This window comes from Cupriavidus sp. LA-1 (assembly GCF_055385985.1).
Window position 1 is genome coordinate 3,654,182 of sequence record NZ_AP031387.1, and the last position, 26,439, is coordinate 3,680,620.

A 26,439-nucleotide genomic window follows, 5' to 3' on the forward strand; every position below is an offset into this window, starting at 1 on the left:
GGTACCGTGCTGCTTGTTGGCCATGATGTCGGATGCGGTCAGCCCGGCGCTGGCGGCCGGGCTGGTCAGTGCTTGTGGTCGCCGTGGCTGCCGCTGGCGGCAGCTGGCACCATGTCGCGCACTTCGGCCGTGACCTTCTGCTCGGTCACCTTGCCGCCCTGCTCGATCTTCAGCGTGATGGGCACGGTGTCGCCCGCCTTGAGCTGCGACTTCAGGCCCATCAGCATCACGTGGTAGCCGCCCGGCTTCAGTTCGACGTCCTGCATCCCGGGCAGGTCCAGCGACTTGACCTGGCGCATGCGCATCACATTGCCTTCCATCTTCATCTCGTGCAGCTCGGCCGTGGCCACCGGCGACGACACGCCGACCAGCTTCGCGTTCTCGTGCGCATGCAGCACCATGAAGGCGCCGGAAGCGGTCTGGGTCGGCACCGTGCCGCGCACCCAGGCCTTGCTGACATCGACCTGGGCCAATGCGGCGCCGGATGCCAGCGCGGCTGCGAGGGCGATCGACACGGCCAGCGTGGCCGAGCGGAATTTGGCTTGCATGAAAGGCTCTCCTGAAAGCAGACATTAGACCATGGCATGCCGGGCCGTGCATGCGCCTGGCATGGCTGCCGTGCGGCAGGCAGCCGACTAGTCTGGCAGGCCGCGCGGCGCCGCGCCAATGCGGCAAGGTGTCGCACGCACCGGTGCCCCGCGGCCGCATTGATACACTCGCGCCATGACCACCGCCGCCGCCGTGACCCGCTTGCCCGACCTCCCCTTCCTGTCGCCAATGCCGGCCGCCACCTCCGCCCGCCATGGCCAGGTGACGCTGCGCCGGCTGTTCTGGCTGCGCTGGGCGCTGCTGGCCGGCCAGGCGCTGACGGTGCTGTGCTGCGAACCCATCGCCGGCATCCGCCTGCCTTACGGGCCGCTTCTGGTGGTGTTCGGGCTGCAGGCGCTGTTCAACCTGCTGACCGGCCTGCGCCTGCGCCAGCACACGCGGCGCAACAGCGCCCCCGCCGAGGCCGAACTGATGGGGCAGCTGCTGGTGGACCTGACGGCCCTGTCGGCCATCCTGTTCTACACCGGCGGCGCCACCAACCCGTTCGTCTCGTTCTACCTGCCGGGGCTCGCCATCGCCGCGGCCATCCTGCCGTGGCGCCAGGTGATTGCGTTGGCGCTGTACGCGCTGGCCTGCTACACCGTGCTGCTGATCGAATATGTGCCGCTGGACCTGCACAACCCGGACAACGCGGTGAACTATCACCTGGCCGGCATGTGGCTGAACTTTGTCGCCAGCGCGGTGATGATCGCGCTGTTCGTGGCGCGCCTGTCCGGCGTGCTGCGCCAGCGCGAGGCGCAGCTGAACCTGGCACGCGAGCAGTTGTTGCGCGAAGCGCGCGTGGAAGACCTGAACGGCCAGGCGGCCGCGGTCGCGCACGAGATCGGCACGCCGCTGGCCACACTGGCGGTCATCGCCGGCGAGCTGCGTGCCGATGCTTCCGAGCCGGGCCGCGGCGCCACCGCGATCCACGCCTACCTGCCCGACCTGCAGACCATGGAGCAGCAGCTGGCGCTGTGCCGCTCTACGCTTTCGCGGCTGCGCGAAGACCCGGCCACGCTGGCGCCGCAGCGCATCGACGGCTGGCTGCCGGCCTTTGCCGAGCGCTGGCAGCTGCGCCACCCCAATGCCAGCCTGCAGGCCATCGCCACACCGGGCGCCGGCGCGCAGGCGGTGGAAACCGCGCGCGTGGGCCAGATCCTGACCATCCTGCTGGACAACGCCGCGCGCAGCCAGCAGGCCGCCGGCCGCGGCACGCAGCCGCTGCAGCTGCAGATCGCGATGGCGCCGGGCAATACCGCGCCGTGGCTGTCATTCCGTGTCGCCGACCTCGGCGACGGCATTCCCGAAGCGCTGCGCGGCCAGTTGGGCGAAACCCCGGTGGCCAGCCAGCACGGCGGCCAGGGCATCGGCCTGTACCTGGCGCAAAGCGCCGCCCGGCAGATGGGCGGCGAACTGGCCTGGCATGACCGCCCCGGCGGCGGCACCGTCGCCGAGCTGCGCCTGCCCGCGCTCTCCAACCTTTCCGCATCCGCGGCCACCGCCGCCACCGCGCAACCCACCCCATGACCGACACCCATACCCCGGTACCCGAAGCCACCGCACCGGCTGGCACGCCCTTCTTGGTCATCGACGACGACGAAGTCTTTGCCGGCACGCTGGCGCGCGCGCTCACGCGCCGCGGCTATGCCGTGGAGGTGGCGCACGACTGCCGCAGCGCGCTCGCGCTGGCAGCGCGCACCGAATTTGCCTATGTCACGCTGGACCTGCACCTGGAGCCGCCGCCGGAAGCCGGCAGCACGGCGCCCGCCGAATCGGGGCTGCAGCTGGTGTCGCCGCTGCGCCAGGCCCTGCCCGACGCGCGCATCCTGATCCTGACCGGCTATGCCAGCATCGCCACCGCGGTGGCGGCGGTCAAGCAAGGCGCGGACGAATACCTGGCCAAGCCGGCCAATGTCGATTCGATCCTGACCGCGCTGATGGCAGGCGTGTCTGAAGATGCGGCGCAGGCCGCGCTGGAAGAACCGGTGCCGCTGTCGGTGGCCCGGCTGGAATGGGAGCATATCCAGCGCGTGCTGGCCGAGCATGGCGGCAATATCTCGGCCACGGCGCGGGCGCTGAACATGCACCGGCGCACCTTGCAGCGCAAGCTGGGCAAGCGGCCGGTGTCGCGCTGAACCTTGCTGCCGGATGGCACCCGGTTACAGGCGCAGCTGCACGTAGTCCCAGTCCAGGCCCTCGGCACCGTCCGGCCCCGTGCCGTCTTCGGCGATGCGCATGGCATCGCCGGCATGGCGGTCCGCCAGCGTGACCAGCGCGCCTGAATCCAGCGCCAGCGTCGCCGCCGCGGCAGCGGCCGCGCCGAGGTTGCCCGATTGCGCCGCTTCGGCGGCCGGGATGGCCGGGCGGATGCACAGGAATACGGTCGCCGCGGCCAGCGCGGCCAGCAAGCCGCCCGTGGCGAATACAACCCGGCGGGTCTTGTAGATGACCATCTGATTTCTCCTGCCAGTGAGTTGATGGGGATGCGGTGGCTCCCGCACCGGTCAATCGACCGTCAAGGTGCGCAAGGGTCGCATCGCCCGGCAGGGCTGCGCCAGCGGGCTTACCAATGCTTACGAGGGTTACCGGGGTGTGGCAGGTGGAAACGCACTGACATCAAAATCCCGTCCGTGCGGGTGACCCGGCCATGTGATCCCTGTGCGGGTCACGTGGCCTCTGCGAGGAAGCCAATAAGAAAGGGCGCACCGTGGTGCGCCCCCTCATGCCATGACCGCGCTGGCTTTACAGCACGTAGCGCGACAGGTCCTCATTGCCGGCGAGGTCGCCCAGACGCTCGTCGACATACGCCGCATCGATCGTCACGGTCTCGCCCGACGACCGGGTGGCGTGGAAGGACAGGTCCTCCAGCAGCCGCTCCATCACCGTGTACAGGCGGCGCGCGCCGATGTTCTCGACCTTCTCGTTGACCGAGAAGGCGATCTCGGCCAGCCGGCGGATGCCGTCCGGCGCGAACACCAGGTTGACCGCTTCGGTGCTCAGCAGCGCCTGGTACTGCTTGGTCAGGCTGGCATCGGTCTGCGTCAGGATGGCCTCGAAGTCCTGCACGGACAGCGAATCCAGTTCGACCCGGATCGGGAAGCGGCCCTGCAGTTCGGGGATCAGGTCGCTCGGCTTGGACAGGTGGAACGCGCCCGAGGCAATGAACAGGATGTGGTCGGTCTTGATCATGCCGTACTTGGTGCTCACCGTGGTGCCTTCCACCAGCGGCAGCAGGTCGCGCTGCACGCCCTGGCGCGAGACCTCGCCGCCGCCGATTTCGCTGCGGCTGGCGATCTTGTCGATCTCGTCCAGGAACACGATGCCGTTCTGCTCGACATTGGCGATGGCCTTGTGCTTGAGCTCCTCGTCGTTGACGAGCTTGGCGGCCTCTTCGTCGATCAGCAGCTTGAAGGCTTCCCTGACCTTCATCTTGCGGCGCGCCTTCTTGCCCTGGCCCAGCCCGGCAAACATGGTGCGGATCTGCTCGGTCATGTCTTCCATGCCCGGGGGGCCCATGATGTCCATGCTCGGCATACCGGCGGAGACTTCCAGCTCGATGTCCTTGTCGTCGAGCTGGCCTTCGCGCAGCTTCTTGCGGAACACCTGGCGGGTGTTGGAATCCTTCTCTTCCGGCTGCGAGAAGCCGATATCGCGCGGCGGCGGCAGCAGCACGTCGAGCATGCGGTCCTCGGCCGCGTCTTCGGCCTTGGTGCGCACCTTCTTCATTTCGGATTCGCGCGTCTGCTTGATCGCCATCTCGGCCAGGTCGCGCACGATGGTGTCGACGTCGCGGCCGACGTAGCCCACCTCGGTGAACTTGGTGGCTTCAATCTTGATGAAGGGCGCGTCGGCCAGCTTGGCCAGGCGGCGCGCGATCTCGGTCTTGCCGACGCCGGTCGGGCCGATCATCAGGATGTTCTTGGGGGTGATTTCCTGGCGCAGGGGCTCGGCCACCTGCTGGCGGCGCCAGCGGTTGCGCAGCGCCACCGCCACGGCCTTCTTGGCCTTGTTCTGGCCGATGATGTGCTTGTCGAGTTCGGAAACGATTTCCGACGGGGTCATGGTGTGCGACATGGTATCCGTTCAGTGGGGCGCGCCGGCTGCCTGTGCGGCGGCCGGCCATCGCTCATTCCAGCGTCTCGATGACGAAATTGGTATTGGTGTAGATGCAGAGTTCGCCGGCGATGCCCAGCGACTTCTCGACCACGTCCCTGGGCGCCAGGTCCGTGTTCTCGATCAGCGCCTTGGCGGCCGACTGCGCGTATGCGCCGCCCGAACCGATCGCAGCGATGCCGCCCTCGGGGTCGAGCACGTCGCCGTTGCCGGTGAGGACCAGCGTGGTGTCGCGGTCGGCGATGATCAGCATCGCCTCCAGCCGGCGCAGCGCGCGGTCCGAACGCCAGTCCTTGGCGAGGTCCACCGCGGCGCGGGTGAGATTGCCCTGGTGCTTTTCCAGCTTGGCTTCGAAGCGGTCCAGCAGCGAGAAGGCGTCGGCGGTGCTGCCGGCAAACCCTACCAGCACCTTGCCGTTGTAGATGCGGCGCACCTTGCGCGCGGTGCCCTTCATCACGATATTGCCGAGCGTGACCTGGCCATCACCGCCCAGTGCGACCTGATTGCCGCGGCGGACGCTGACGATGGTAGTGCCGTGATACTGTTCCATGGTGGCTTCCGTGAATATGTCAGGACCGTAGTTGGCGACGCTCCCGGCCGGTTTCAAGGCCTCTCGCGCGCACCGCGAAGCGCCGCCGGTCTGACCCAATATAGGATGCCTGCCGGCGGGCTGCCGGACGCCCCGCCGGAAAGCAAAAAGGGCCATGCGCTGCCGCATGGCCCTTGTCCGCAACGCGCAGGCCTGCGGCCCGCGCGCCTCATGCATCACCCCAATGGATCAGTCGGCGTACACGCCGGCCTTCTTGATCACCGGGGTCCACTTGTTGATCTCGGCGCTCAGGTAGGTGCGCAGCGAATCCGGCGTGGCGCGCTGCGCCGGCACGGCCTCGGCGCCCAGCTCGGCCATCTTGGCGCGGAAGGTCGGATCGGCCACGGCCTTCTGCAGCGCCGCCGACAGCTTGTCGATCACGGGCTTGGGCGTGCCCTTGGGCGCGTACATGGCGTGCCAGACCTTGACTTCCACGCCCGGCATGCCCTGCTCGGCCGCGGTCGGGACATCCTTGAACGCTTCCACTCGGCGTCCCTGCATGGCCGCGTACGACTTGACCGAGCTGGCCTTGAGATGGCCGGCGAGGTTGGTGGTCTGGTCGCACAGCAGGTTGACCTGGCCGCCCAGGATATCGGTCAGTGCCGGCGCCGCCCCCTTGTACGGCACGGTGGTCAGCTCGGTCTGGATCGCGCTCTGGAACAGCAGGCCGCACAGGTGCGAGGCCGAGCCGATGCCGGCATTGGCCAGCGACAGCTTGCTGGCGTTGGCCTTGATGTACGGCAGCAGGTCCTTGAAGTTGTTCGGCGGCAGCTGCTTGCTGCCGACCAGGATCATCGGCACGTCGGCGATTTCGCCGACCATCTCGAAGTCCTTGAGCGGATCGAAGCCCAGGTTGCGGTACAGCGCCGGGGCCGTGGCCATGCCGATATGGTGGATCAGGATGGTGTAGCCGTCATTCTTGGCCTGAGCCACCTTCTTGGCGCCGATGGTGCCGCCGGCGCCGCCCAGGTTTTCGATCACGATGGTGGTGCCCAATTGCTTGGACATGATCGCGGTCAGTTCGCGCGCGACCTTGTCGGTGGGGCCGCCCGCCGCGAACGGCACCACGGCCGAGACCGGCTTGCCGCCCGGATAGTCCTGGGCATACGCGCCCGCCGCCACGCCCATCGCGCTGACTGCCAGCGCGGCCGCGACCATCTTTGCCACTCGTTTCATGCTTTCTTCTCCTGGTTCCCTGTCATACCCGTCTGCAATGCGTTGCCGCCGGCCCGGCCCCCGCTGGTGCGGGGGCGCTTCTGGCGCGGTCCTTCTGGCCGCGCTCCCGGACCATGCCGGCCGGCTCCGCTTCCCCTGCCGTAAACGGCAAGAAAGGGGGTTGATGTTAGCAACAGCAGACAATAGGCAGGTATAGGGGCTAACCCGCCTGCAATCAGCCGCATAGGGCGGGAAAGCGTGGAGATATGGCAGAGATCGGCTACAAAGGGATGCGTTTGTGACACCAGGCACGGCTTAGCGGAAGAAACCGAGCATTTCCTCGAGCAGCGCTTCGGCGGCCTCTTCCGGGATGTAGTGCCCGCAGGGCAGCGCGCGGCCGCTGACCTCAGCGGCCACCTCCTGCCACAGCACCAGCGGCTCGAAGCAGCGCGCCACCACGCCGTGCTCGCCCCACAGCACGCGCAGCGGCAGCGCCAGCCTGCGCCCGGCCTCGCGGTCGGCGCGGTCGTGCTCCAGGTCGATGGTGGCGGCGGCGCGGTAGTCCTCGCACATGGCGTGCACGCGGGCCGGGTCGCGCATCGCCGCGGTGTAGGCTGCCATCGCGTCGGGAGCAAAGGCAGCCAGGCCGGCGTGGCGCAGGCCCATCAGTTTCTGGATATAGAAGTCCGGCTCGGCATTGATCAGCGTCTCGGGGAACGGCGCCGGCTGGATCAGGAAGAACCAGTGCCAGTAGGCGGCGGCAAAGGCCATGCTGGTGCGCTCGTACATGGCCAGCGTGGGCGCGATGTCCAGCAGCATGGCGCGGCTGACCGCCTCCGGATGGTCCATGCACAGCCGGTGCGCGACGCGCGCGCCCCGGTCGTGCCCGCACAGCGCGAATTGCCCGAAGCCGAAGGCCGCCATCAGCGCCACCTGGTCCTGCGCCATGGTGCGCTTGCTGTAGTGCTCGTGGCCGGCATTGCCCGGTGGGGCCGAACTGCTGCCGTAGCCGCGCAGGTCGGTGGCGATCACCGTGAAGTGGTCAGCCAGCACCGGCGCCACCCGGTGCCAGATCAGGTGGCTCTGCGGGTGTCCGTGCAGCAGCAGCAGCGGCGGCCCCGAACCGCCGCGCACGCCAGCGATCTCGACCTCGCCGACATGCTGCCGGAAGGGTTCGAAATTCGGGAACAGCAGCGCGCTGGCGTCGTTCAGCATGGGTAGTCTCCGCTTTTGGGGTGGTCCTGTGCCGATCATAGGCGCAAACTGCCGCCCCGGCTGACGCAACTGAATTGCATCAACCCGAGGCCTATGGTTAAATCCGGCCATGACCCGTTCCAGTCCGGACCGGCCGGCCCTGGCGCCGGAACCGGCAATCCCGACCCCGGCGGCCCTGGCGGCCGCCCATGAACGCCTGCGCCAGCTGGGCGCGCGCGTGACCCAGCCGCGGCTGTGCATCCTGGCCTGCCTGATCGGCAGCGACGAGGCCCTGACCCACCAGGCCGTGATCGACCGCCTGCCCGAAGCGGGCGAGACCATCGACCGCGTCACCGTCTACCGCGTGCTGGACTGGCTGGTGGACCAGGGCGTGGCGCAGAAGCGCGCCGGCAACGACCGCGTATTCCGCTTCAGCCTGGTCGAGCATGAAGCCGCGCGCGCGCAGGAGCACCGCCAGCACAGCCATTTTCACTGCACGCGCTGCGACCGCACCTTCTGCCTGGACGACGCCAGCGCCCCGGTGCAGCCGGCCGCGCCGCGCGTGCCCAGCGGCTTTGCCATCGAACATGTCGAACTGACCGTGAACGGCGTCTGCGCCGAGTGCGGCAAGCGTACGCCCGCCGCGCCTGGCGACGCCTCGCTCTGAACGGCTTTCTCTCATACCCGGAGAACAATAATGTCCAAACTGATTCCGGTCACGATCCTGACCGGCTTCCTCGGCAGCGGCAAGACCACCCTGCTCAAGCGCATCCTGAACGAGCAGCACGGCATGAAGATCGCCGTCATCGAGAACGAGTTCGGCGAAGAAAACATCGACAACGAGATCCTGGTGCAGGACGGCCGCGAGCAGATCGTGCAGATGAGCAACGGCTGCATCTGCTGCACCATCCGCGGCGACCTGGTGCAGGCCCTGTCCACGCTGCTGACGCGCCGCGACGCCGGCGAGATCGATTTTGACCGCGTGGTGATCGAGACCACCGGCGTGGCCAACCCGGGCCCGGTGGCGCAGACCTTCTTCATGGACGAGGAAATCGCCTCGCGCTACCTGCTCGACGCGGTGATCACGCTGGTCGACGCCAAGCACGCGCACCTGCAGCTGGACCAGCAGGAAGAGGCGCAGCGCCAGGTGGGCTTTGCCGACGCCATCTTCATCACCAAGTCAGACCTGGTCACCGAAGCCGACGTGGCCGAGCTACGCCACCGGCTGCTGCACATGAACCCGCGCGCGCCGATCCGCCTGGTCAACTTCGGCGAGGCGCCGATCGACACTATCTTTGACCTGCGCGGCTTCAACCTGAACGCCAAGCTGGAGATCGACCCGGAATTCCTGCGCGCCGACGAGCATGAGCACGATCATGACCACGCGCACGGCGAGCACTGCGGCGATGACTGCGGTCATGACCATGACCACGCCCATGGCCACGCGCACGACCATCACCATCACCACAACCATACCGACCGCATCGCGTCGTTCGTCTTCCGCAGCGACAAGCCCTTCCACTACGGCAAGCTGGAGGAATTCCTGTCCGGCATCCTGGCCGTGTACGGGGAAAAACTGTTGCGCTACAAGGGCGTACTATATATGGAGGGTGTGGACCGCAAAGTGGTGTTCCAGGGGGTCCACCAGCTGATGGGCAGCGATATCGGCGCCAAGTGGGATGACGAGACCCCGGGCACGCGGATGGTGTTCATCGGCGTGGACCTGCCGCGCGACGCCATCCTCAAGGGCCTGGAAAACTGCCTGGCCTGAGTGCACCCGCCGCCGCATGGGCGGCGCCCTTCCAGTCACCGCTCCGCGGCCGCCCCCCGTTCGGGGTACCGGGGAAATACCGAAGCGTCAGCCGGTTTTCCCCGTATCTCGGAAAAATTTGTTCAAGTACAATAGGCCGGATTTGATACCGGTGGCGCACCTTTTTCCCGCTGCCAGTATCAGCAGGGCGGCGGTCGTCGTCAGCATGAGGCAGGCCGCCGGCAGGTGCGGTCGCAGTGCTTCGTGCGGAGACCGCCTGTTCCGCTTGGGGTGCCCCGACGCGCGCCGTCACTGACTGACGCGAGAGAGAGGTGTCCCCATGACAGCCGCAACGAAGACGAAAGAAAGCCGCAGCAAGACAGGTAGTGCAGCGGCAGAGACGCTCAAGGCGCAGCCTGTGAAGGCCGCGCCCGCTCCCCGCGGCAGTACGGCGAACGCCGAAGCGGGCGCGACGAAGGGAGGCCCGCGAAGCAGCAAGACTGCAGCCAGCCAGAGTGAAACAACCGAGGCGCGCAAGCGCGCGGACAGCGCACCCGAGCGGACCCAGACGCCGCCGGCCGCATCAACAAGAGAATCAGCAGCAACCATGAGCAGCAACAAACTTCTGACTGAAGCTGAAATCCTGAAGATGAGCGACAAGGATTACATGAACGAAGCGCAGCTCGCCTTCTTCAAGCACCGCCTTGAGCAGCTGCGCGACGACATCCTGAAGAACGCTGACCAGACCACGGAACACCTGCGCGAAACGGTCATCGTGCCGGATCCGGCCGACCGCGCCACCATCGAGGAAGAGCATGCGCTGGAACTGCGCACGCGCGACCGCGAGCGCAAGCTGCTGAAGAAGGTGGAGCAGTCGCTGCAGCGCATCGAGTCCGGCGACTACGGCTGGTGCGAGGAAACCGGCGAGCCGATCGGCGTGCCGCGCCTGCTGGCCCGTCCCACGGCCACGCTGTCGCTGGAAGCCCAGCAACGCCGCGAACTGCGCCAGAAGCTGTTCGGCGACTGAAGCGCCGGCGCGGCAGGCGTGACGTGACGGCCCGGGTACCCGGGCCGTTTGCTTTTGTGGGCGGGCGCGCCGCAGCAGGCTGCGCACGCTTTGTCGTGCCGCTGCCACGGCCTACCATTGAGACTCGTCCCGCTGTTGCCGACCCGGCCTTTCTGGTAAATTCGCAACTTTGTTGCAACAACGGATCGCCGCCGCCAGGGCGCGCCGTGCGGTGTCCCCCTTAGCGTCGTAACCTTCCTGCTTTCCTGCCATGGCTGATCGCCTGCCCGTCACCGTATTGTCCGGCTTCCCCGGCGCCGGCAAGACCACGCTGCTGAACCACCTGCTCGCGCATGGCGCGGGCGGCCGTATCGGCGTGCTGGTCTGCGGCGCGCAGGATGGACAGACGCTGGCGCCGCTGCCGCCCGGCTGCGAGGCCACAGTGCTGCCGTCGGCCGAGGCGCTGCTCGCCGAAACCGCCCGGCTTGCCGCCGAAGGCCGCTTCGACGCCCTGCTGGTGGAAGCCGGCGGCCTGGACGAGCCGCTGGCCATTGCCGAAGCCTTCCTGTTCGAGGCCGAGCACGGCGCCGGGCCCGAGGCGGCAGCGCAGGCCGACACCCTGGTGACGGTGATCGATGCCGCCACCTTCCTGCACGATCTCAACGAAGCCGAGTTCCTGGCCGACCGCGGCCTGGCGCAGGGCCCGGACGATGACCGCACCGTGGCCGAAGTGCTGGTGGCGCAGGTCGAATGCTGCGACGTGATCGTGCTGAACAAGGCCGACCTCGCCAGCGCCGCCGACCTGGTGCGGCTGCGCGCCGTGCTGCAGGCGCTGAACCCGCGCGCCGACATCGTCGAGGCCAGCTTCGGCAAGGTCCCGCCCGAGCACGTGCAGGGCACCGGCCGTTTCGACTTTGAAGCCGCCGCTGACGCCCCGGGCTGGCTTGCCGCGCTGCGCGGCGAGGTGCCGGCCGTAAGCGCCGGCAGCGCCAGCGGCGTCTCCACGCTGGTCTACCGCCGCCGCCGCCCGTTCCACCCGCAGCGCTTCGCCGACCTGATCCATACCGAATGGCTGCGCGAGCACGGCAGCGTGCTGCGCTCCAGGGGCCTGTTCTGGCTGGCCAGCCGCATGGACACCGCTGGCGACTGGAACCAGTCGGGCGGCGTGTGCCGCCATGGCGGTGCCGGCGCGTGGTGGGCCGCGCTGGATCCGGCCGAATGGCCGGCCGACACCGCCGAGCGCGCCGAAGTGGAAGCCGATATGCAGATCGGCGGTGCCCCGGCGCCCTTTGGCGACCGCCGCCAGGAACTGGTGCTGATCGGCCTGGACCTGAACCAGGCAGCGCTGCAGGCCCGGCTCGACGCCTGCCTGCTGACCGATGCCGAGATGTCCGCGGGCGCGGCAGCCTGGGCCACCTATGCGGACCCCTTCCCCGGCTGGGTCGATGAATTCGACGACGACCACGATCATGCCCATGGCCACGACCATGGCGATGACTGTGGCTGCGGCGACCCCGGGCACGAACATGGCAACCACGGCGGGCATCCGCATGCGCACTGACTGGTTCGCCGGCCTGCGCGCGCGCGGCCCGGGCCTCTGGTCCGCGCTGTGGCTGGCGCTGTGCCTGCTGCTGGCGCAGCATGCCGGGCTGACCCACCGCATCGTGCACGGGGGCTTGCTCACGCCGGCGGCCGCGACGGCTGCCATCGCGGCAACGGCCGGCAGCAGCGCAGTCGCGGACACCGACCGGCACCCGCTGGCGCAGAAACTCAGCGGCCACTCGTGCGTGCTGTTCGATGGCGCCACCATTGCCGACACCCTGTGCGGCAAGCTGCCGCTGCCGCAGCTTGACTTCGGCAAACCGGTCAAGCCGGCCAACCTGGCCTGGCGCTGGCCCGACCTGCCCGCTACCCACCCCTTCCGGTCGCGCGCGCCACCGGCGCCGGCCATCGCCCTCGCCTGATCCGGGACGCGGCCCTCGCCGCGCCCCCGGCCTTACCAATTCCGAGCTGAACGCCTGCCCATTCCGGCTGCGCGGCCACGCCCATCGCGCGTGGCCGGCGCCGTGCCAGGCAGTGCCGTGCCAGCCGGGCCGATTGCGATTGCCTCGCTCCGCGCGCCATGTCGAAGAACCAGAAACACAGTTACACCGCACCAACCAGCGCACCGCGCCTGACCCCGCTGGCGGCCCTTGCCGCTTCCCTCACCGCCACCATGGCGACAGCCTTGGTGGCGCCCGCCGCGCTGGCACAGACCGCCACGGCGCCTGCCACCGATACCGCACCCGCCGCGGCCACCGCCACACCGCCAGCCCCCGCCACGCTGCGCGAAGTCGTGGTCACCGCCAACCCGCTGGGCAGTGAACTCAATGACATGGTGGCGCCGGTATCCACCCTGGGCGGCGACGCCCTGGCCGTGCGCCAGGGCAGCACGCTGGGCGACACGCTCGACAAGCTGCCCGGGGTCTCGTCCAGCTATTTCGGCCCCAATGCCAACCGGCCGGTGATCCGTGGCCTGGACGGCGACCGCATCAAGGTGCTGCAGAACGGCGGCACCACGGTCGACGCCTCCACGCTGTCCTATGACCACGCCGTGCCGGTGGACCCGCTGGTGGCCGAGCGCATCGAGGTGGTGCGCGGCCCGGCCGCGCTGATGTACGGCGGCAACGCCATTGGCGGCGTGGTCAACGTGATCGACAACCGCATTCCCAGGGAGCCGATCGAGGGCATCGGCGGCGCGGTCGATGCCAGCGCCACCGCGGGCGGCGACCAGGCGCGCAACGCCAGTGCGCTGATCGAGGCCGGCAACGGCAAGTTCGCCGTGCATGCCGACGCCTTCGCGCGCAAGACCAGCGACCTGCGCATCCCCGGCTTTGCGCGCAGCGACCGCCTGCGCGCGGCCGAGCCGCTGCCCGCGGGCGAGAGCGAGGCCTACGGCCGCCTGCCCAACACCAGCGCACAGCAGGAAGGCGGCTCGATGGGTGGCTCCTACACCTGGGCCGACGGCTTTGTCGGCGCCAACTACAGCGCCTACCGCAACGAGTACGGCACGCCCGCCGAGGACGACGTGCGGCTGAAGATGCGCCAGGACCGCTTTGCCCTGGAAGGCGAAGCGCGCAACCTCGCCGGCACTACTGGCGGCTGGTTTGAATCGGTCAAGGGCAAGTTCAGCTACACCGACTACGAGCACCGGGAGATCTCGGGCGGCGAGACCGGCACGGTCTTCAAGAACCGGGGCTGGGATGCGCGCTTCGAGGCCCGGCACGCGAAGATCGGCAACATGACCGGCGTGATCGGCACGCAGTTCGGCCATACCGACTTCTCGGCGCTGGGCGACGAGGCATTCGTGCCCAGCACCAACACCGACAATGCCGCGCTGTTCGTGTTCGAGGAACTGCCGCTGACGGCCTCGGGCGACCTCAAGCTGAACCTGGGCGGGCGCCTGGACCACAGCAGCGTCAAGGCCAGCGCCAACGGCAACGACCGCTTCACCGACGCCAGCCGCAGCTTCAACGCGACCAGCGCCTCGGCGGGCCTGCTCTACAAGGTCAACCCGGTGTGGTCGCTGACCAGCAACCTGTCGTACACCGAGCGCGCGCCGACCTTCTACGAGCTGTATGCCAACGGTCCCCACGTGGCCACCGGCGCCTGGGAACTGGGCGACCCCAATGCCAACAAGGAACGGGCCACCTCGATCGACCTGGGCGTGCGCTTCAAGTCCGGCGCGCACAGCGCCGGCGTGTCGGGCTACTACAGCCGCTTTGCCAACTACCTGGCGCTGAACGCGACCGGCCGCGCGCGCGACGAGGCGGGCGACGTGGTCGCCGCGGGCAGCCCGGGTGCGCTGCCGGAATTCCAGTACCTGGGCGTGCCGGCCACGCTGTACGGCTTCGAGGCGGAAGGCAAGACGCGGCTGCTGCAGAAAATGCTGACCACCAGCGACACGCTCGACTTCGAGGCGCGCGCCGATTACGTGCGCGGCGAGAACCGCAATACCGGCGAACCGCTGCCGCGCCTCGCGCCGCTGCGGCTGGGCGGCGCCCTGGTGTATGGTGCCGGCCCGTGGGGCGCGCGCGTCGACGTGACCTACGCCGCGAAACAGACCCGCGTGCCAAGCAACGACACGCCGACCGACGCCTATACGCTGCTGAGCCTGGCGCTGACCTACAAGTTCAAGGTGGCGGGCACGCAGACGCTGGTGTACCTGCGCGGCGACAACCTGACCAACCAGGATGCACGCAATGCAGCGTCGATCCTGCGGGATATCGCGCCGCTGGGCGGGCGCAGCGTGAAGGTGGGGTTCAGGACGTCGTTCTGAGGGAGGCCGGCGGCGTGGTGAATCAATCCCGGTTCACCACCCACTCCCCCTCCACTGCCAGCGCCTTCACCCCCGCCAGCGCGTGCAGCGTCTGCGCGCAGATCCCGGCCATCTCCAGCCCCGGCATGAACCGCTGCCGCATGCGCACCATCAGCGGCGCGGCCTCCATCCATGCCACCAGCGCCTCCTGCGTCATGCGCTGCTGCTCCAGCAGCTTGAATTTCACCAGCACCTTGACCGCATGGCTGGCATTGCGTGCGGGATCGGCGCTCAGGTAGCCCAGGCGCCCTCGCGCGCGTTCGAGCGCCGCCGCCACGTCGGTGAACATCCGGCCGTGGCCGGGAATCACCAGCCGCACGTCCAGTTGCGCGATGCGCTCCAGCACCGCCGCCTGCTCGGCAAAGCCGCTTTCGCCGTCGAGCTCGGGGAAGATCACGCCAAAGCCGTTCTCCCACAGCGCGTCGCCGGAAATCAGGATGCGCCCGGCCGGCGCGAACAGCATCACCGCGTGCGGGTCATGGCCGGGGGCGGCCACCACTTGCCAGTCCATGCCGCCCAGGCGCAGCGTGTCGCCGTCGTTCAGCACGCTGTCGAAGGTGAAACGGTCGCACTCCTGGCCGGTGGCCTTGTAGCTGAGCGCCTCCGTATCCCACGCGGCAACGGCTGCGGCCTCGGCCGCGGGGATCGCGGTGCGCGGCTGCCAGCGCGCCTGCAGCGCGGCGTTGCCGCCGCAGTGGTCGGAGTGCAGATGGGTATTGATCACGCGCGCGAGCGGCCGGCCCTGCAAGGCCGCCGCCACCAGCGCTACCGTCTGCGGCGCGTGGGTGACGTAGCCGGTATCGACCAGTGCCGTATCGACGCCATCGGCAAACAGGATATTGTTGGCCGACAGCCAGCCGCGCTCGAACACGCGCATGGTGGCCGGCAACCGCGGGACCGGTGGTTCGCTCAAGGGGATGCCTCCTCGCCCGCGAGCCAAGCGGCGCGCTGCGGCAGTTGCGCCCACACGTGGCGCTTGTCTTCGTCGCTGGCCGAGGACCAGCCGGCGATTTCGTCGATCGTGCGCAGGCAACCTGCGCAGTAGCCGCTGAACGGGTCCATGTGGCAAATGTTGCGGCACGGCGAAGGCACAGGCGACGCGCGCAGCGCGAGGTCGGCTTGCGCCGCCAGTTCAGCCGCGGAAGGGACGGGCGTGGGCATGGTGGCCATCGGACAGCGCTCAGCCTGCCGCGCGCGCGGCCTTGGCCGCCACCTTCTCATTGAAGCGGCCGGCGTCGATCAGGTGGCGCTCGTGCACGCCCTCGGAGATCTTGTCCTCGCCGTCCCATGCGCTCAGCTGGAAGCGCAGGCGGCGCCCGTCCACCTCGACCAGTTCGCCCTTGACCGTCACCGTCATGCCCGGCGGCGTCGGCGCCAGGTGCGAAAAGCTGACCAGCGTGCCGAGCGATTGCTCGCGTGGCCAGTCCAGGTGCCCGCGCAGCATCTGCAGGCAGGCGCACTCCATGATGCCGACCAGATAGCCGGTGGCCAGCACGTCGGGCATCTCGGAGCAGCCCGGGATATCGTCGTACAGGCGCGGCACCGTGGCCTTGGGCGGTACCGTGTACTGCCAGTTGAAGGTCAGGCCGGGGCGCAGGTCGGGACTCATGCCGCGACGTCGGCCACTTCCGCGCCGGTCATCTGCTGCAGCTGGTGCGGCGTCAGATTGAACACGGCATGCGGATGGCCGGCGGCAGCCCACAGGCTCGCGTACTGGAACAGGTCCTGGTCCAGCAGCATCACCGGCGCCACCGCATGGCCGATCGGGCACACGCCGCCGATGGCATAGCCGGTCTTTTCGCGCACGAAGCGCGCATCGGCCTTGCCCAGCGCGCCCACGCGCGCGGCCACCTTGGCTTCGTCCACACGGTTGCTGCCGCTGGCGATCACCAGCACCGGCGCATCGTCGGCCACGCGCCGGAAGATGATGGACTTGGCGATCTCCGCCACGCTGCAGCCCAGCCCCGCCGCGGCCTCGGCCGAGGTCTTGCCGGTGGCCGGCAGCATCACCACGGGCCGGTCGTGGCCGAGTCCGGCCAGCAGGTCCGCCACGCGCTGCGCGGATTCGGGCAGCGCTTCGTCATTCACCGTCATGCGTCTTTCTCCTTGTTCCGTGGCCCGCGCGTGGTACGCACTCACGCGCAGGCAGGCGCCGCATCGCTGGCGGCGGCCCATTTGGTCAGCAGGGCCTTGCCCACGCGCGAGCTGTTGGCGCGGCCAAGCGCCTGCGAGATGTAGTCGCCGGTGCGCACCACCGCCTCCAGGTCGATCCCGGTGTGGATGCCCATGCCGTGCAGCATGTACAGCACGTCTTCGGTCGCCACGTTGCCGGTCGCGCCCTTGGCGTACGGACAACCGCCCAGCCCCGCCACCGACGCATGGAAGATCGAGACGCCCACTTCCAGGCTGGCCAGGATATTGGACAGCGCCTGCCCGTAGGTATCGTGGAAATGGCCCGACAGGCGGTCCAGCGCAAATTCCGCCGCCGCGGCGCGCATCACTTCCTGCACACGCACGGGGGTGCCCACGCCGATGGTGTCGGCGATATCGATCTCGTCGCAACCCAGCTCGCGCATGCGCCGTACCACGTCGACCACCGCATGCACCGGCACCTCGCCCTGGTACGGGCAGCCCAGCGCGCACGAGATGCTGCCGCGCAGGCGCACACCCTTTTCCCTGGCGGCGGCGGCCACCGGCGCAAAGCGCGCGATCGATTCGGCGATCGAGCAATTGATGTTCTTCTGCGAAAACGCCTCGCTGGCCGCGCCGAAGATCACCACCTCGTCGGCACCAGCGTCGATCGCGCCTTCGAATCCCTTCATGTTCGGCGTCAGCGCCGAGTACAGCGTACCCGCGCGGCGCTGGATGCGCGCCATCACCTCGGCGCCATCGGCCATCTGCGGCACCCACTTCGGCGACACGAACGATGCGGCCTCGATATTGACGAAACCCGCATCGGTGAGCTGGTTGATCAGCGCCACCTTGACCTCGGTCGGCACCATCGCCTTCTCGTTCTGCAGGCCGTCGCGCGGGCCGACTTCAACGATCTTCACGTAGTTCGGCATGGTCATGGCTGTCTCCTGTGTTGGTTCGTTCCGGTCGGGGCGCTCAGTAGCCCCGCTGCACATCGACCACGCCCGCGATCGGCTGGCCCGCGCGCAACGCACGGATCTTGCCGGCGATCTGCGTGATGCTGTCCTCGCGCAGCGTGAGCGCCGAGATATGCGGCGTGATGGTGATGCGCGGCTCCTGCCAGAACGGGTGTTCGGCGGGCAACGGCTCGGTGCGGAATACGTCGAGCGTGGCGCCGCCGACCTGTCCCGACTGCACCGCGGCAAGCAGGTCGTCCTCGACCAGGTGCTGCCCGCGCGCGACGTTGATCACATACGCGCCCTGTGCCAGCCGCGCGAACAGCCCGGCATTGAGGATGTTTTCGGTCTGCGGCGTCAGCGGCAGCACATTGACCAGCACGCGCAGGCCGTCGAGGAACGGCGCCTGCCCGGCATCGCCATAAAAGCCGCTCACGCCCTCGATCACCCGCGCGGTGCGGCTCCAGCCACGCACCGGGAAGCCGAACCCCGCCAGCGTGCGGGCGATATGCGTGCCAAGCGTACCCACCCCCATCACGCCAATGGTGAAGTCCGCGCGGCGATGCGGCTTGAGGAACTTCCAGTTGCCCGCGCGCTGCTGACCGTCGTAGGCATCGAGCTTGCGGAAATAGCGCAGCACCGCGTGGGTGACGTACTCCGCCATCTGCGCGGCCATGCCGGCATCGTCCAGCCGCACGATCGGCACGCCCGCGGGCAAGGCATCCGGGGCCTCATCGCGCAGGCGCAGGATGCCGTCGACCCCGGCGCCCAGGTTGAAGACCGCCTTCAGGTCGGACCGGCCACGCAGCATCTCCACGGGCGGGCGCCAGACCACGGCGTAATCGGCCGGTTCGCCACGGCTGTCCTCCCAGGTCACGCACCGGGCTTCGGGCAGTGCCTCGGCGAAGCCTGCGATCCAGGGATCGTAGCGGCCATCGGGGACGTACAGCTGCAACTTCATTTTGTCTCCAGGGGAATTCTGGTGGGGTGAAAGGGGTATTTTGGCAGAGCCGCAAACCGACCGCATGGCGACACGCCAAAACCCGTCCTTATTCCCCCTTGAACGCCAGAAGCTGCGCCCCCTCCGCCACCTGCTCCCCTACCCCAAAAAGCACCTCACTCACCACCCCATCCACTGGCGCACTGATGGTGTGCTCCATCTTCATCGCCTCCATCACCAGCAGCGGCGTCCCGCGCGTGACCGCGCTGCCGGCCTCGACCATCACCGCAATCACCTTCCCAGGCATCGGTGCAGTGAGCTTGCCGCCTTCGCTTTCGGACTCGCCGGCATGCGCCAGCGGATCGAGCCACGCCAGGCTCACATGCCGCCCGGCATAGAAAACGTGAAAATTCTCGCCATCCGCATGCACCTGTCCATGCGCGCGCCGGGTACCGAGGTTGATACGGATATCGTCGGCCTGGCAGGTAAACGCGAAAGGCGTGGCCTGGTCCGCATAGATCAGCGTGCTGCCACGATCGTTGGTGTTCAGCGTCACGTCGAGCACGTGATCGCCATAGCCGAACCGCAGCGTACGCGACACGCCGCCGTTCAGCCGCCACGCCCCGCCATGGGTCCACGGCGAATGCTGGTCGGCGGCATCGATGCGGCGCTCGCGCGTCTCGCGGTCCAGCAGCGCCGCCACCGCCAGCGCGATGATCTCCATGCCGACCGGCGCCGGCGGCGGGAACAGGATCTTCTCGTTGCGCTCGATCAGGCCGGTATCGAGATCCGCCGTGCGGAAGGCCTGTGACGACACCAGCCGCTGCAGGAAGGCCACGTTGGTCGACAGCCCCACCACGTGGTAGGCCGCCAGCGCCTGGCGCATGCGCGCCAGCGCCTCGTCGCGGTCCTTGCCCCACACGATCAGCTTGGCGATCATCGGGTCGTAGAACGGGCTGATGGTGTCGCCCTCGCGCACGCCAGCGTCAATGCGGATACCCGCCGGGCCGTGCGCATCCTCGCCACGCATGAACTGCACCGCCGGCGGCGTGCGCAGGAAGCGCAGCGTGCCGGTGGACGGCAGGAACTGCTTGTCGGGATTCTCGGCGTAGATACGCGCTTCCAGCGCATGGCCGTCGATGCGCAACTGCTCCTGCGTCAGCGGCAGCGCATCGCCGGCGGCGACGCGCAGCTGCCATTCGACCAGGTCCTGCCCGGTGATCATCTCGGTGACCGGATGCTCCACCTGGAGGCGCGTGTTCATCTCCATGAAGTAGAACGAGCCGTCCTGGTTGGCGATGAACTCCACCGTGCCGGCGCCGACATAGCCCACGGCCTTGGCCGCGGCGACAGCCGCTTCGCCCATCGCGCGGCGGCGCTCCCCGGTCATGCCTGGCGCCGGCGCCTCTTCCAGCACCTTCTGGTGGCGACGCTGCACCGAGCAGTCGCGCTCGAACAGGTAGACGCAGTTGCCGTGGGTATCGGCAAATACCTGGATCTCGATATGGCGTGGGCGCGTCAGGTATTTCTCCACCAGCACCTTGTCGTCGCCGAAGCTGGCCGACGCCTCGCGCTTGACCGAGGCCAGCGCGGCCTCGAAGCCGTCGCCCGACTCGACCACGCGCATGCCCTTGCCGCCGCCACCGGCGCTTGCCTTGAGCAGCACCGGGTAGCCGATGCGGTCGGCCTCGCGGCGCAGCAGCGCCGGATCCTGGTCCTCGCCGTGGTAGCCCGGCACCAGCGGCACCGCGGCCTTTTCCATCAACTGCTTGGCCGCGCTCTTGCTGCCCATCGCGTGGATGGCCGACGCCGGCGGGCCGATGAAGACCAGCCCCGCCGCGGCGCAGGCCTCGGCAAACGCTTCGTTCTCGGACAGGAAGCCGTAGCCCGGGTGGATGGCCTGGGCGCCGGCTTCCTTCGCCATCTCGATGATATGGTCGGCGCGCAGGTAGCTGTCGCGCGCGGCCGCGCCGCCGATATGCACGGCCTCGTCGCAGAAGGCGACGTGGCGCGCATCGGCGTCGGCATCCGAGTACACCGCGACGGTGCGGATGCCGAGCCGGCGGCAGGTGGCGGCCACGCGGCAGGCGATCTCGCCGCGGTTGGCGATCAGGATCTTGCTGAACATCGCTCCCTCCTTGTTATCCCTGTTATCGGGATCTTACGGCGGCGAGCTGTCCAACGGGTCATTTCCGCATCGTTATCCCGCGTAACCCTCTGCGCGGATGTCGAGACGGGCCAGCAGGGCGCGATCGCGGTCGGCCTGCGGGTTGCCGGTGGTCAGCAGCTTCTCGCCGTAGAAAATGGAATTGGCGCCGGCCATGAAGCACAGTGCCTGCAACGCTTCGTCCATGGCCTCGCGGCCGGCGGACAGGCGCACCATGGCGCGCGGCATGGTGATGCGTGCCACGGCGATGGTGCGGACGAACTCGAACGGATCCAGCGCCTCGGTGCCCGCCAGCGGCGTGCCCTCGACCTGCACCAGGTTGTTGATCGGCACCGACTCCGGATACGGGTCCATGTTGGCCAGCTGCGCGATCAGGCCGGCGCGCGCTTCGCGCGATTCGCCCATGCCCACGATGCCGCCGCAGCAGACATTGATGCCGGCGTCGCGCACATGGCCAATGGTGTCCAGACGGTCCTGGTAGGTGCGCGTGGTGATGATCTTGCCGTAGAACTCGGGCGAGGTATCCAGGTTGTGGTTGTAGTAGTCCAGCCCGGCATCCTTCAACTGCTGCGCCTGCTCGGCCTTGAGCATGCCCAGCGTGACGCAGGTCTCCAGGCCCATGGCCTTCACTTCGCGCACCATGTCCATCACCGGCTCCAGGTGGCGGTCCTTGGGGCTGCGCCAGGCGGCGCCCATGCAGAAGCGCGTGGCGCCGTTGGCCTTGGCCGCGCGCGCGGCGTCCAGCACTTCGTCCAGCGCCATCAGCTTCTCGGCTTTCACGCCGGCATCATGGTGCGCGCTCTGCGGGCAGTAGCCGCAATCCTCTTCGCAGCCGCCGGTCTTGATCGACAGCAGCGTGGACAGCTGCACGGTGTTGGCGTCGAAGTTCTCGCGGTGGACCTGCTGGGCGCGGAACAGCAGGTCGTTGAACGGCAGCGCGAACAGCGCGGCGACGTCGTCGACGCGCCAGGCGGCGTCCTCGGGCAGGGCATGCTGGCGCGCGGTCTGGCGCAGCGCTTCGGCGGAGATGGTGGTAACGGTGTGAGCTTGGGTCATGATCAGTCGGATTCTGGTTCAGGCAGCAAGGCCGGCGGCCTCGGCCTGGTATTGGGTGGTGGCGGCGAACAGCGGCGCCAGGTCGAGCCGGTCCGCGGCGGCGGCGGGCGCCAGTTGCCAGGGCAGTTCCCCCAGGCAAGGCGCGTCCAGCGACGCGTGCAGCGTGGCGATGTTCTCGTCGGCCAGCAGCATGTCCGGGTCGACCCGGTTGGCGATCCAGCCGGCCAGCGGCAGGCCGCGCGCGCGGATGGCTTCGGCGGTCAGCACGGCGTGGTTCAGGCAGCCGAGCCGGATGCCGACCACCATCACCACCGGTACCGCCAGCATCACCGCCAGGTCGGCGGTGTTCCAGCGCACGGCGCCGGCGTCCAGCGGCACGTTGAAGCCGCCCACGCCCTCGACCACCACGGCATCGGCCTGGCGGCGCAGCGCGTCGAAGGCCATGCGGATCGGCGCGCGCGTGATGCGCACGCCCTCGTGCGCGGCGGCCAGGTGCGGCGAGCACGGCGTGCGCAGCAGGAACGGGCAGGTCTGCCCCAGCGGCACCGCCACCGAGCTGGCGGCGCGCAGCTGCGCCACGTCGTCGTTGTGCCAGTGGCCGTCGCGCCACTCACTGCCGCTGGCCACGGGCTTCATGCCCGCGGTGCGGTAGCCGGCGGCATGGAGCGCGTGCAGCAGCGTGGCGCTGGCGTGGGTCTTGCCGATGCCGGTATCGGTGCCGGTGACGAAGCAGGCGAAAGGCGGGAAGGGCGCGCGCGTGCTCATGCGGCCTCCCGCTGCGCCACCGCGGCGTTCAGGGCATCCAGCAGGCGCTGCACGTCGGCTTCGGTGTGCGACGCCGACAGCGTGATGCGCAGCCGCGCGGTGCCCTCGGGCACGGTCGGCGGCCGGATCGCGCCGACGCGGATGCCATCGGCCTCCAGCGTGGCCGACAGCGACAGCGACGCGCCGTTGTCGCCGACGATCAGCGGCTGGATCGCGGTCTCGCTGTCGCCCAGCGTCCAGCCCGCCATCGCGGCGAGCCGGGCCAGCCCCTCGCGCAGCATGGCGATGCAGCGCGTCAGTTGCGCGCGGCGCTGCCGGCCCTCTTCGCCTTCGATGATCGCCAGGCTGGCCAGCAGCGCATGCGCGACCGCCGGCGGCGCGGCCGTGGTGTAGATATAGGGCCGCGCGGTGTTGACCAGGTGTTCGATGATGGTCTCGTGCGCGGCGACGAAGGCGCCCGCCACGCCCGCGGCCTTGCCGAGCGTGCCGATGTAGATGAAGCGCTCGGACGACAGGCCCAGCGCCTCCAGCACGCCGTGGCCCTGCTCGCCCAGCACGCCGAAGCCGTGCGCATCGTCGACGATGATCCACGCGTCATGGCGCTCGGCCAGTTCCAGCAGCTTGCGCAGCGGCGCGACATCGCCGTCCATGCTGAACACGCTGTCGGTCACGATCAGCTTGCGTTCGCTGGTGCTGGCCGCCAGCAGCGCTTCCAGCGCGGCGGTGTCGCAATGCGGGTAACGCTGCACGTCGGCGCGCGCCAGGCGGGCGCCATCGATCAGCGAGGCATGGTTGAGCGATTCGCAGAACAGCGTGGCACCCGCCGTGCCCAGCGCGGTCAGCACCGCCATGTTGGTCATGTAGCCGGTGCAGAAATACAGCGTGCGCGCGTGCGGGATATGCGGCGCGAGCCAGCGCGCCAGCTCGGTCTCCAGTTGCGCGTGCGCGAGCGAATGGCCGCTGACAAGGTGCGAGGCACCGCTGCCCGCGCCATAGCGCTGCGCGCCTTCCACCAGCGCGGCGATCACGTCCGGGTGGTTGGCCAGCCCCATGTAGTCGTTGCTGCAGAAGGTCAGCAGCGATTCCGGACCGGCGCCGTCCTCGCCCACGGCCTGGTGCGGCGCGCATGCCGTGTGCGCGATGCGGCGGCGGCGCGTCAGGGCCAGCGCGTGGCGCTGTGCGGCGGCCTGTTTCAGTTGTTCAAGCAGCATGGCGCACCTCCCCGCTCGTGTTCACATCGGTGGTCACATCGTCGAGCGTCGCCAGCAGTTGCTCGCCCAGCCAGCGCGCCTGCGCGGCATCGAAGATATAGGGCGGCATCACATACAGCGTATTGCCGATCGGGCGCACCAGCAATTCGCGGGCGCGCGCGGCGTGGTGGAAGCGCGAGGCGAAGTCGGCGCCGGCCACGTCATCGCGCACATCGGCGGCCCAGATCAGCCCGCGCTGGCGCACGTGCAGCAGGCGCGCGTCGGCGGCCAGCGCGGCCATGCCGTCGGCCAGCCAGTGCGCGCGCTCGCGGTTGCGCGCGAGCACGTCGTCCTGCGCGAACAGGTCCAGCGTGGCCAGCGCGGCGCGGCAGGCCAGCGGGTTGCCGGTGTACGAATGCGAATGCAGGAAGCTGCGCGCCAGCTCGTCGGCGACAAAGGCGCGCTGGATCCCGGGGCGCGACAGCACCAGCGACAGCGGCAGGTAGCCGCCGCTGATGCCCTTGGACAGGCACAGGAAGTCGGGCCACAGGTGCGCGGGCAGCGGTGCTTCGCCGGCGCGGGACTGCTCCCACGCAAAGAAGGTGCCGGTGCGCCCGCAGCCGACCGCGATCTCGTCGGCGATCAGGTGGACGCGGTAGCGGTCGCACAATGCGCGCGCGCCGTCGAGATACGACGGGTCATGCATCGCCATGCCGGCCGCGCCCTGCACCAGCGGCTCGACGATCAGCGCGGCGATCTGGCCGGCGCGCTCGCGCAGCAGCGTTTCCAGCTCGGCCAGCGCGCGGGCGGCCACGTCCGCGGCGCTCTCGCCGGGTGCGGCCTGCCGTGCGTCCGGCGACATCACCACATGCGCGCGGCGGATCAGCGGATCGTAGGCATCGCGGAAGACCTCCACATCGGTCACCGCCAGCGCACCCACGGTTTCGCCGTGATAGCCGTGGCGCAGGCAGACAAACTCGCGCTTGGCCGGCAGGCCGGTATTGCGCCAGTAATGGAAGCTCATCTTCAGCGCGATCTCGACCGCCGAGGCGCCGTCCGAGGCGTAGAAGACATTGCCGAGCGCGCCGCTGGTCAGCGCCGACAGGCGCTCGGCCAGCTCCACCGCCGGGGCGTGGGTGCAGCCGGCGAGCATCACGTGTTCAAGCGTCTCCAGCTGCTTTGCCAGCGCGGCGTTGATGCGCGGATTGGCATGGCCGAACAGGTTGACCCACCACGAGCTGGTGGCGTCGAAATAGCGGCGGCCGTCGGCATCGTGCAGCCACGGGCCAACGCCTCGCACAATCGCCAGCGGCACCGCATCGTCGTCGGGACGCAGGCGCGTGCAGGGGTGCCAGACGGCGTTGCGGCTGCGCTGGCCAAGTGCCGGCGCGCCGCTGCCTGGGGAAAGGGACAGGTGATCCAAGATAGCCCTCCTTTGTTGACCGTCCGCGCGGGCGCCGCTGCCGGCGGGGCCGGGCAGTGCGACAGTGGCGGACAGGTTTGGGAGGGTCATGTTAGGAATGTCTTCCCGGGCTTGGCAATGAAGCCGAACATTTAGCGTTAGCTGCGCATTAACCGGACTTGCCGAACGTTATCGGCATAAAGAGCCATCCTTGTCGCTAGCGTGCCGCTATCTCCACGCAACCTGCCGGTGGTCTTTTTTCACTGCGGCAGGCCGCAGGTGTGACTCAGGCGGGCCGCCACGACGGCGAGCGCTTCTCCAGGAACGACTTCACCCCTTCACGCCCCTCTTCCGACGCCCGGATCTTCGCAATCCGGTCCGCGGTATCGGCCAGCAGGTCGTTGTCGATCACGCGCCCGGAGATGTCCTGCACCAGCCGCTTGCTCTCTCGCACGGCATTCGGGCTGTTGGCCACCAGCGCGGTCGCCAGTTCGGTGACCTTGGCGTCCAGGGCTTCGGCCGGCACCACCGTGTGCACAAAGCCCAGCCGCAGCGCCTCGGCCGCGTCGAAGCGTTCGGCGGTAATGAAGTAGCGGCGCGCGGCCTGCTCACCCATCGCGCGGATCACATACGGGCTGATGGTGGCGGGCAGCAGGCCCAGGCGCGCTTCCGACAGGCAGAAGTGCGCGTGCTCGGCCGCCACCGCGATATCGCAGGCTGCCACCAGGCCCATGCCGCCGGCGTAGGTGTCGCCCTGGATGCGCGCGATCACCGGGCGCGGGCACGACCAGATGGTGTGCAGCATCTGCGCCAGCGTCAGCGCATCGGCGCGGTTCTGGTCGTCGGAGTAGCCGGCCATCTTCTTCATCCAGTTCAGGTCGGCGCCGGCGCAGAAGGCCGGGCCGTTGCCGGCCAGCACGATGGCACGCACCTCGTCCATGTCGCCCAGCGCGCGGAAGGCGCCGGTCAGTTCGGCGATCACGGTCTCGTTGAAGGCGTTGCGCACGTCGGGCCGGTTCAGCGTGACGGTGGCGATGTGGTTGGCGATATTGACGGTCAGGGCAGTGAATTCCAT

The 26,439-nt window shown here is 68.9% G+C and carries 26 protein-coding genes; 8 read left to right on the forward strand and 18 right to left on the reverse strand.

Features of this window, described 5'->3' with window-relative positions:
• Positions 1-65: 65 nt before the first annotated feature.
• A complete protein-coding gene (locus tag ACZ5MJ_RS17100) occupies positions 66-548 on the reverse strand; it encodes a copper chaperone PCu(A)C (RefSeq protein ID WP_464220947.1) in 483 nt (160 codons plus the stop codon).
• Between the two features lie 175 nt (positions 549-723).
• Between ACZ5MJ_RS17100 and ACZ5MJ_RS17105 the strand changes: the two genes are divergently transcribed.
• Positions 724-2,118, forward strand: coding sequence for an ATP-binding protein (locus tag ACZ5MJ_RS17105; protein ID WP_464220948.1), 1,395 nt, complete (start codon positions 724-726; stop codon positions 2,116-2,118).
• Positions 2,115-2,726, forward strand: a complete 612-nt coding sequence (locus ACZ5MJ_RS17110) for a response regulator transcription factor (RefSeq protein ID WP_432258965.1) — start codon at positions 2,115-2,117, stop codon at positions 2,724-2,726. The genes ACZ5MJ_RS17105 and ACZ5MJ_RS17110 overlap by 4 nt, the downstream gene beginning before the upstream one ends.
• 24 nt (positions 2,727-2,750) lie before the next feature.
• On the opposite strand, the gene ACZ5MJ_RS17115 is transcribed toward ACZ5MJ_RS17110, so the two are convergent.
• From ACZ5MJ_RS17115 to ACZ5MJ_RS17135, 5 genes are all read right to left on the reverse strand, one after another.
• Positions 2,751-3,044 (reverse strand): hypothetical protein, encoded by a 294-nt coding sequence (locus ACZ5MJ_RS17115; RefSeq protein WP_464220949.1) that lies wholly within the window; start codon positions 3,042-3,044, stop codon positions 2,751-2,753.
• 289 nt (positions 3,045-3,333) lie between these two features.
• A complete protein-coding gene (gene hslU, locus ACZ5MJ_RS17120) occupies positions 3,334-4,665 on the reverse strand; it encodes an ATP-dependent protease ATPase subunit HslU (RefSeq protein ID WP_464220950.1) in 1,332 nt (443 codons plus the stop codon).
• Between the two features lie 52 nt (positions 4,666-4,717).
• Complete coding sequence (hslV, locus tag ACZ5MJ_RS17125) at positions 4,718-5,254, reverse strand: ATP-dependent protease subunit HslV (protein ID WP_078194830.1); 537 nt, start codon at positions 5,252-5,254, stop codon at positions 4,718-4,720.
• A 228-nt stretch (positions 5,255-5,482) separates the two neighbouring features.
• Positions 5,483-6,469, reverse strand: coding sequence for a tripartite tricarboxylate transporter substrate-binding protein (locus tag ACZ5MJ_RS17130; protein WP_464220951.1), 987 nt, complete (start codon positions 6,467-6,469; stop codon positions 5,483-5,485).
• A gap of 294 nt (positions 6,470-6,763) precedes the next feature.
• Entirely contained in the window at positions 6,764-7,663 is a 900-nt protein-coding gene (locus ACZ5MJ_RS17135) for an alpha/beta fold hydrolase (RefSeq protein WP_464220953.1), read from the reverse strand.
• A gap of 109 nt (positions 7,664-7,772) precedes the next feature.
• Here ACZ5MJ_RS17135 and ACZ5MJ_RS17140 point away from each other — a divergent pair, with 109 nt between their 5' ends.
• From ACZ5MJ_RS17140 to ACZ5MJ_RS17165, 6 genes are all read left to right on the forward strand, one after another.
• Positions 7,773-8,309 (forward strand): Fur family transcriptional regulator, encoded by a 537-nt coding sequence (locus tag ACZ5MJ_RS17140; protein WP_464220954.1) that lies wholly within the window; start codon positions 7,773-7,775, stop codon positions 8,307-8,309.
• Positions 8,310-8,339: 30 nt separating this feature from the next.
• Positions 8,340-9,413 carry a CobW family GTP-binding protein gene (locus tag ACZ5MJ_RS17145; RefSeq protein WP_464220955.1) on the forward strand — a complete coding sequence of 358 codons (1,074 nt, stop codon included), beginning with the start codon at positions 8,340-8,342 and terminating at the stop codon, positions 9,411-9,413.
• 586 nt (positions 9,414-9,999) lie between these two features.
• Positions 10,000-10,419 (forward strand): RNA polymerase-binding protein DksA, encoded by a 420-nt coding sequence (dksA, locus tag ACZ5MJ_RS17150; RefSeq protein WP_078194821.1) that lies wholly within the window; start codon positions 10,000-10,002, stop codon positions 10,417-10,419.
• Between the two features lie 250 nt (positions 10,420-10,669).
• Positions 10,670-11,959: a GTP-binding protein gene (locus tag ACZ5MJ_RS17155; RefSeq protein ID WP_464220957.1), complete on the forward strand. Its 1,290-nt coding sequence runs from the start codon at positions 10,670-10,672 to the stop codon at positions 11,957-11,959.
• Positions 11,925-12,362, forward strand: coding sequence for a hypothetical protein (locus ACZ5MJ_RS17160; RefSeq protein ID WP_464220958.1), 438 nt, complete (start codon positions 11,925-11,927; stop codon positions 12,360-12,362). The genes ACZ5MJ_RS17155 and ACZ5MJ_RS17160 overlap by 35 nt, the downstream gene beginning before the upstream one ends.
• A gap of 158 nt (positions 12,363-12,520) precedes the next feature.
• Complete coding sequence (locus ACZ5MJ_RS17165; protein WP_464220959.1) at positions 12,521-14,716, forward strand: TonB-dependent receptor; 2,196 nt, start codon at positions 12,521-12,523, stop codon at positions 14,714-14,716.
• Between the two features lie 22 nt (positions 14,717-14,738).
• On the opposite strand, the gene ACZ5MJ_RS17170 is transcribed toward ACZ5MJ_RS17165, so the two are convergent.
• The 12 genes from ACZ5MJ_RS17170 to ACZ5MJ_RS17225 form a co-directional block, all read right to left on the reverse strand.
• Positions 14,739-15,668 (reverse strand): MBL fold metallo-hydrolase, encoded by a 930-nt coding sequence (locus ACZ5MJ_RS17170; RefSeq protein ID WP_464220961.1) that lies wholly within the window; start codon positions 15,666-15,668, stop codon positions 14,739-14,741.
• Entirely contained in the window at positions 15,665-15,925 is a 261-nt protein-coding gene (locus ACZ5MJ_RS17175) for a DUF1289 domain-containing protein (protein ID WP_010813277.1), read from the reverse strand. The genes ACZ5MJ_RS17170 and ACZ5MJ_RS17175 overlap by 4 nt, the downstream gene beginning before the upstream one ends.
• A 10-nt stretch (positions 15,926-15,935) precedes the next feature.
• Positions 15,936-16,364 carry a thioesterase family protein gene (locus tag ACZ5MJ_RS17180; RefSeq protein WP_464220962.1) on the reverse strand — a complete coding sequence of 143 codons (429 nt, stop codon included), beginning with the start codon at positions 16,362-16,364 and terminating at the stop codon, positions 15,936-15,938.
• Positions 16,361-16,849: a YbaK/EbsC family protein gene (locus ACZ5MJ_RS17185; protein WP_464220964.1), complete on the reverse strand. Its 489-nt coding sequence runs from the start codon at positions 16,847-16,849 to the stop codon at positions 16,361-16,363. Before ACZ5MJ_RS17185 ends, ACZ5MJ_RS17180 begins: the two co-directional genes overlap by 4 nt.
• Positions 16,850-16,890: 41 nt before the next feature.
• The gene (locus ACZ5MJ_RS17190; protein WP_432258951.1) at positions 16,891-17,826 is read right to left on the reverse strand and encodes a hydroxymethylglutaryl-CoA lyase; all 936 of its coding nucleotides are present in this window, start codon (positions 17,824-17,826) and stop codon (positions 16,891-16,893) included.
• Between the two features lie 37 nt (positions 17,827-17,863).
• Positions 17,864-18,805 (reverse strand): 2-hydroxyacid dehydrogenase, encoded by a 942-nt coding sequence (locus tag ACZ5MJ_RS17195; RefSeq protein ID WP_464220966.1) that lies wholly within the window; start codon positions 18,803-18,805, stop codon positions 17,864-17,866.
• An 88-nt stretch (positions 18,806-18,893) separates the two neighbouring features.
• Positions 18,894-20,912: an acetyl/propionyl/methylcrotonyl-CoA carboxylase subunit alpha gene (locus tag ACZ5MJ_RS17200; RefSeq protein ID WP_464220968.1), complete on the reverse strand. Its 2,019-nt coding sequence runs from the start codon at positions 20,910-20,912 to the stop codon at positions 18,894-18,896.
• A gap of 72 nt (positions 20,913-20,984) precedes the next feature.
• Positions 20,985-22,007, reverse strand: a complete 1,023-nt coding sequence (bioB, locus tag ACZ5MJ_RS17205) for a biotin synthase BioB (protein ID WP_464220970.1) — start codon at positions 22,005-22,007, stop codon at positions 20,985-20,987.
• An 18-nt stretch (positions 22,008-22,025) separates the two neighbouring features.
• On the reverse strand, positions 22,026-22,772 hold the full coding sequence (gene bioD / locus ACZ5MJ_RS17210; protein WP_464220972.1) for a dethiobiotin synthase: 747 nt from the start codon (positions 22,770-22,772) through the stop codon (positions 22,026-22,028).
• Entirely contained in the window at positions 22,769-23,983 is a 1,215-nt protein-coding gene (gene bioF / locus ACZ5MJ_RS17215) for an 8-amino-7-oxononanoate synthase (RefSeq protein ID WP_464220974.1), read from the reverse strand. The genes bioD and bioF overlap by 4 nt, the downstream gene beginning before the upstream one ends.
• Positions 23,973-25,385, reverse strand: coding sequence for an adenosylmethionine--8-amino-7-oxononanoate transaminase (gene bioA / locus ACZ5MJ_RS17220; protein ID WP_464220976.1), 1,413 nt, complete (start codon positions 25,383-25,385; stop codon positions 23,973-23,975). The genes bioF and bioA overlap by 11 nt, the downstream gene beginning before the upstream one ends.
• Positions 25,386-25,650: 265 nt before the next feature.
• On the reverse strand, positions 25,651-26,439 hold the full coding sequence (locus ACZ5MJ_RS17225; RefSeq protein WP_464220978.1) for an enoyl-CoA hydratase/isomerase family protein: 789 nt from the start codon (positions 26,437-26,439) through the stop codon (positions 25,651-25,653).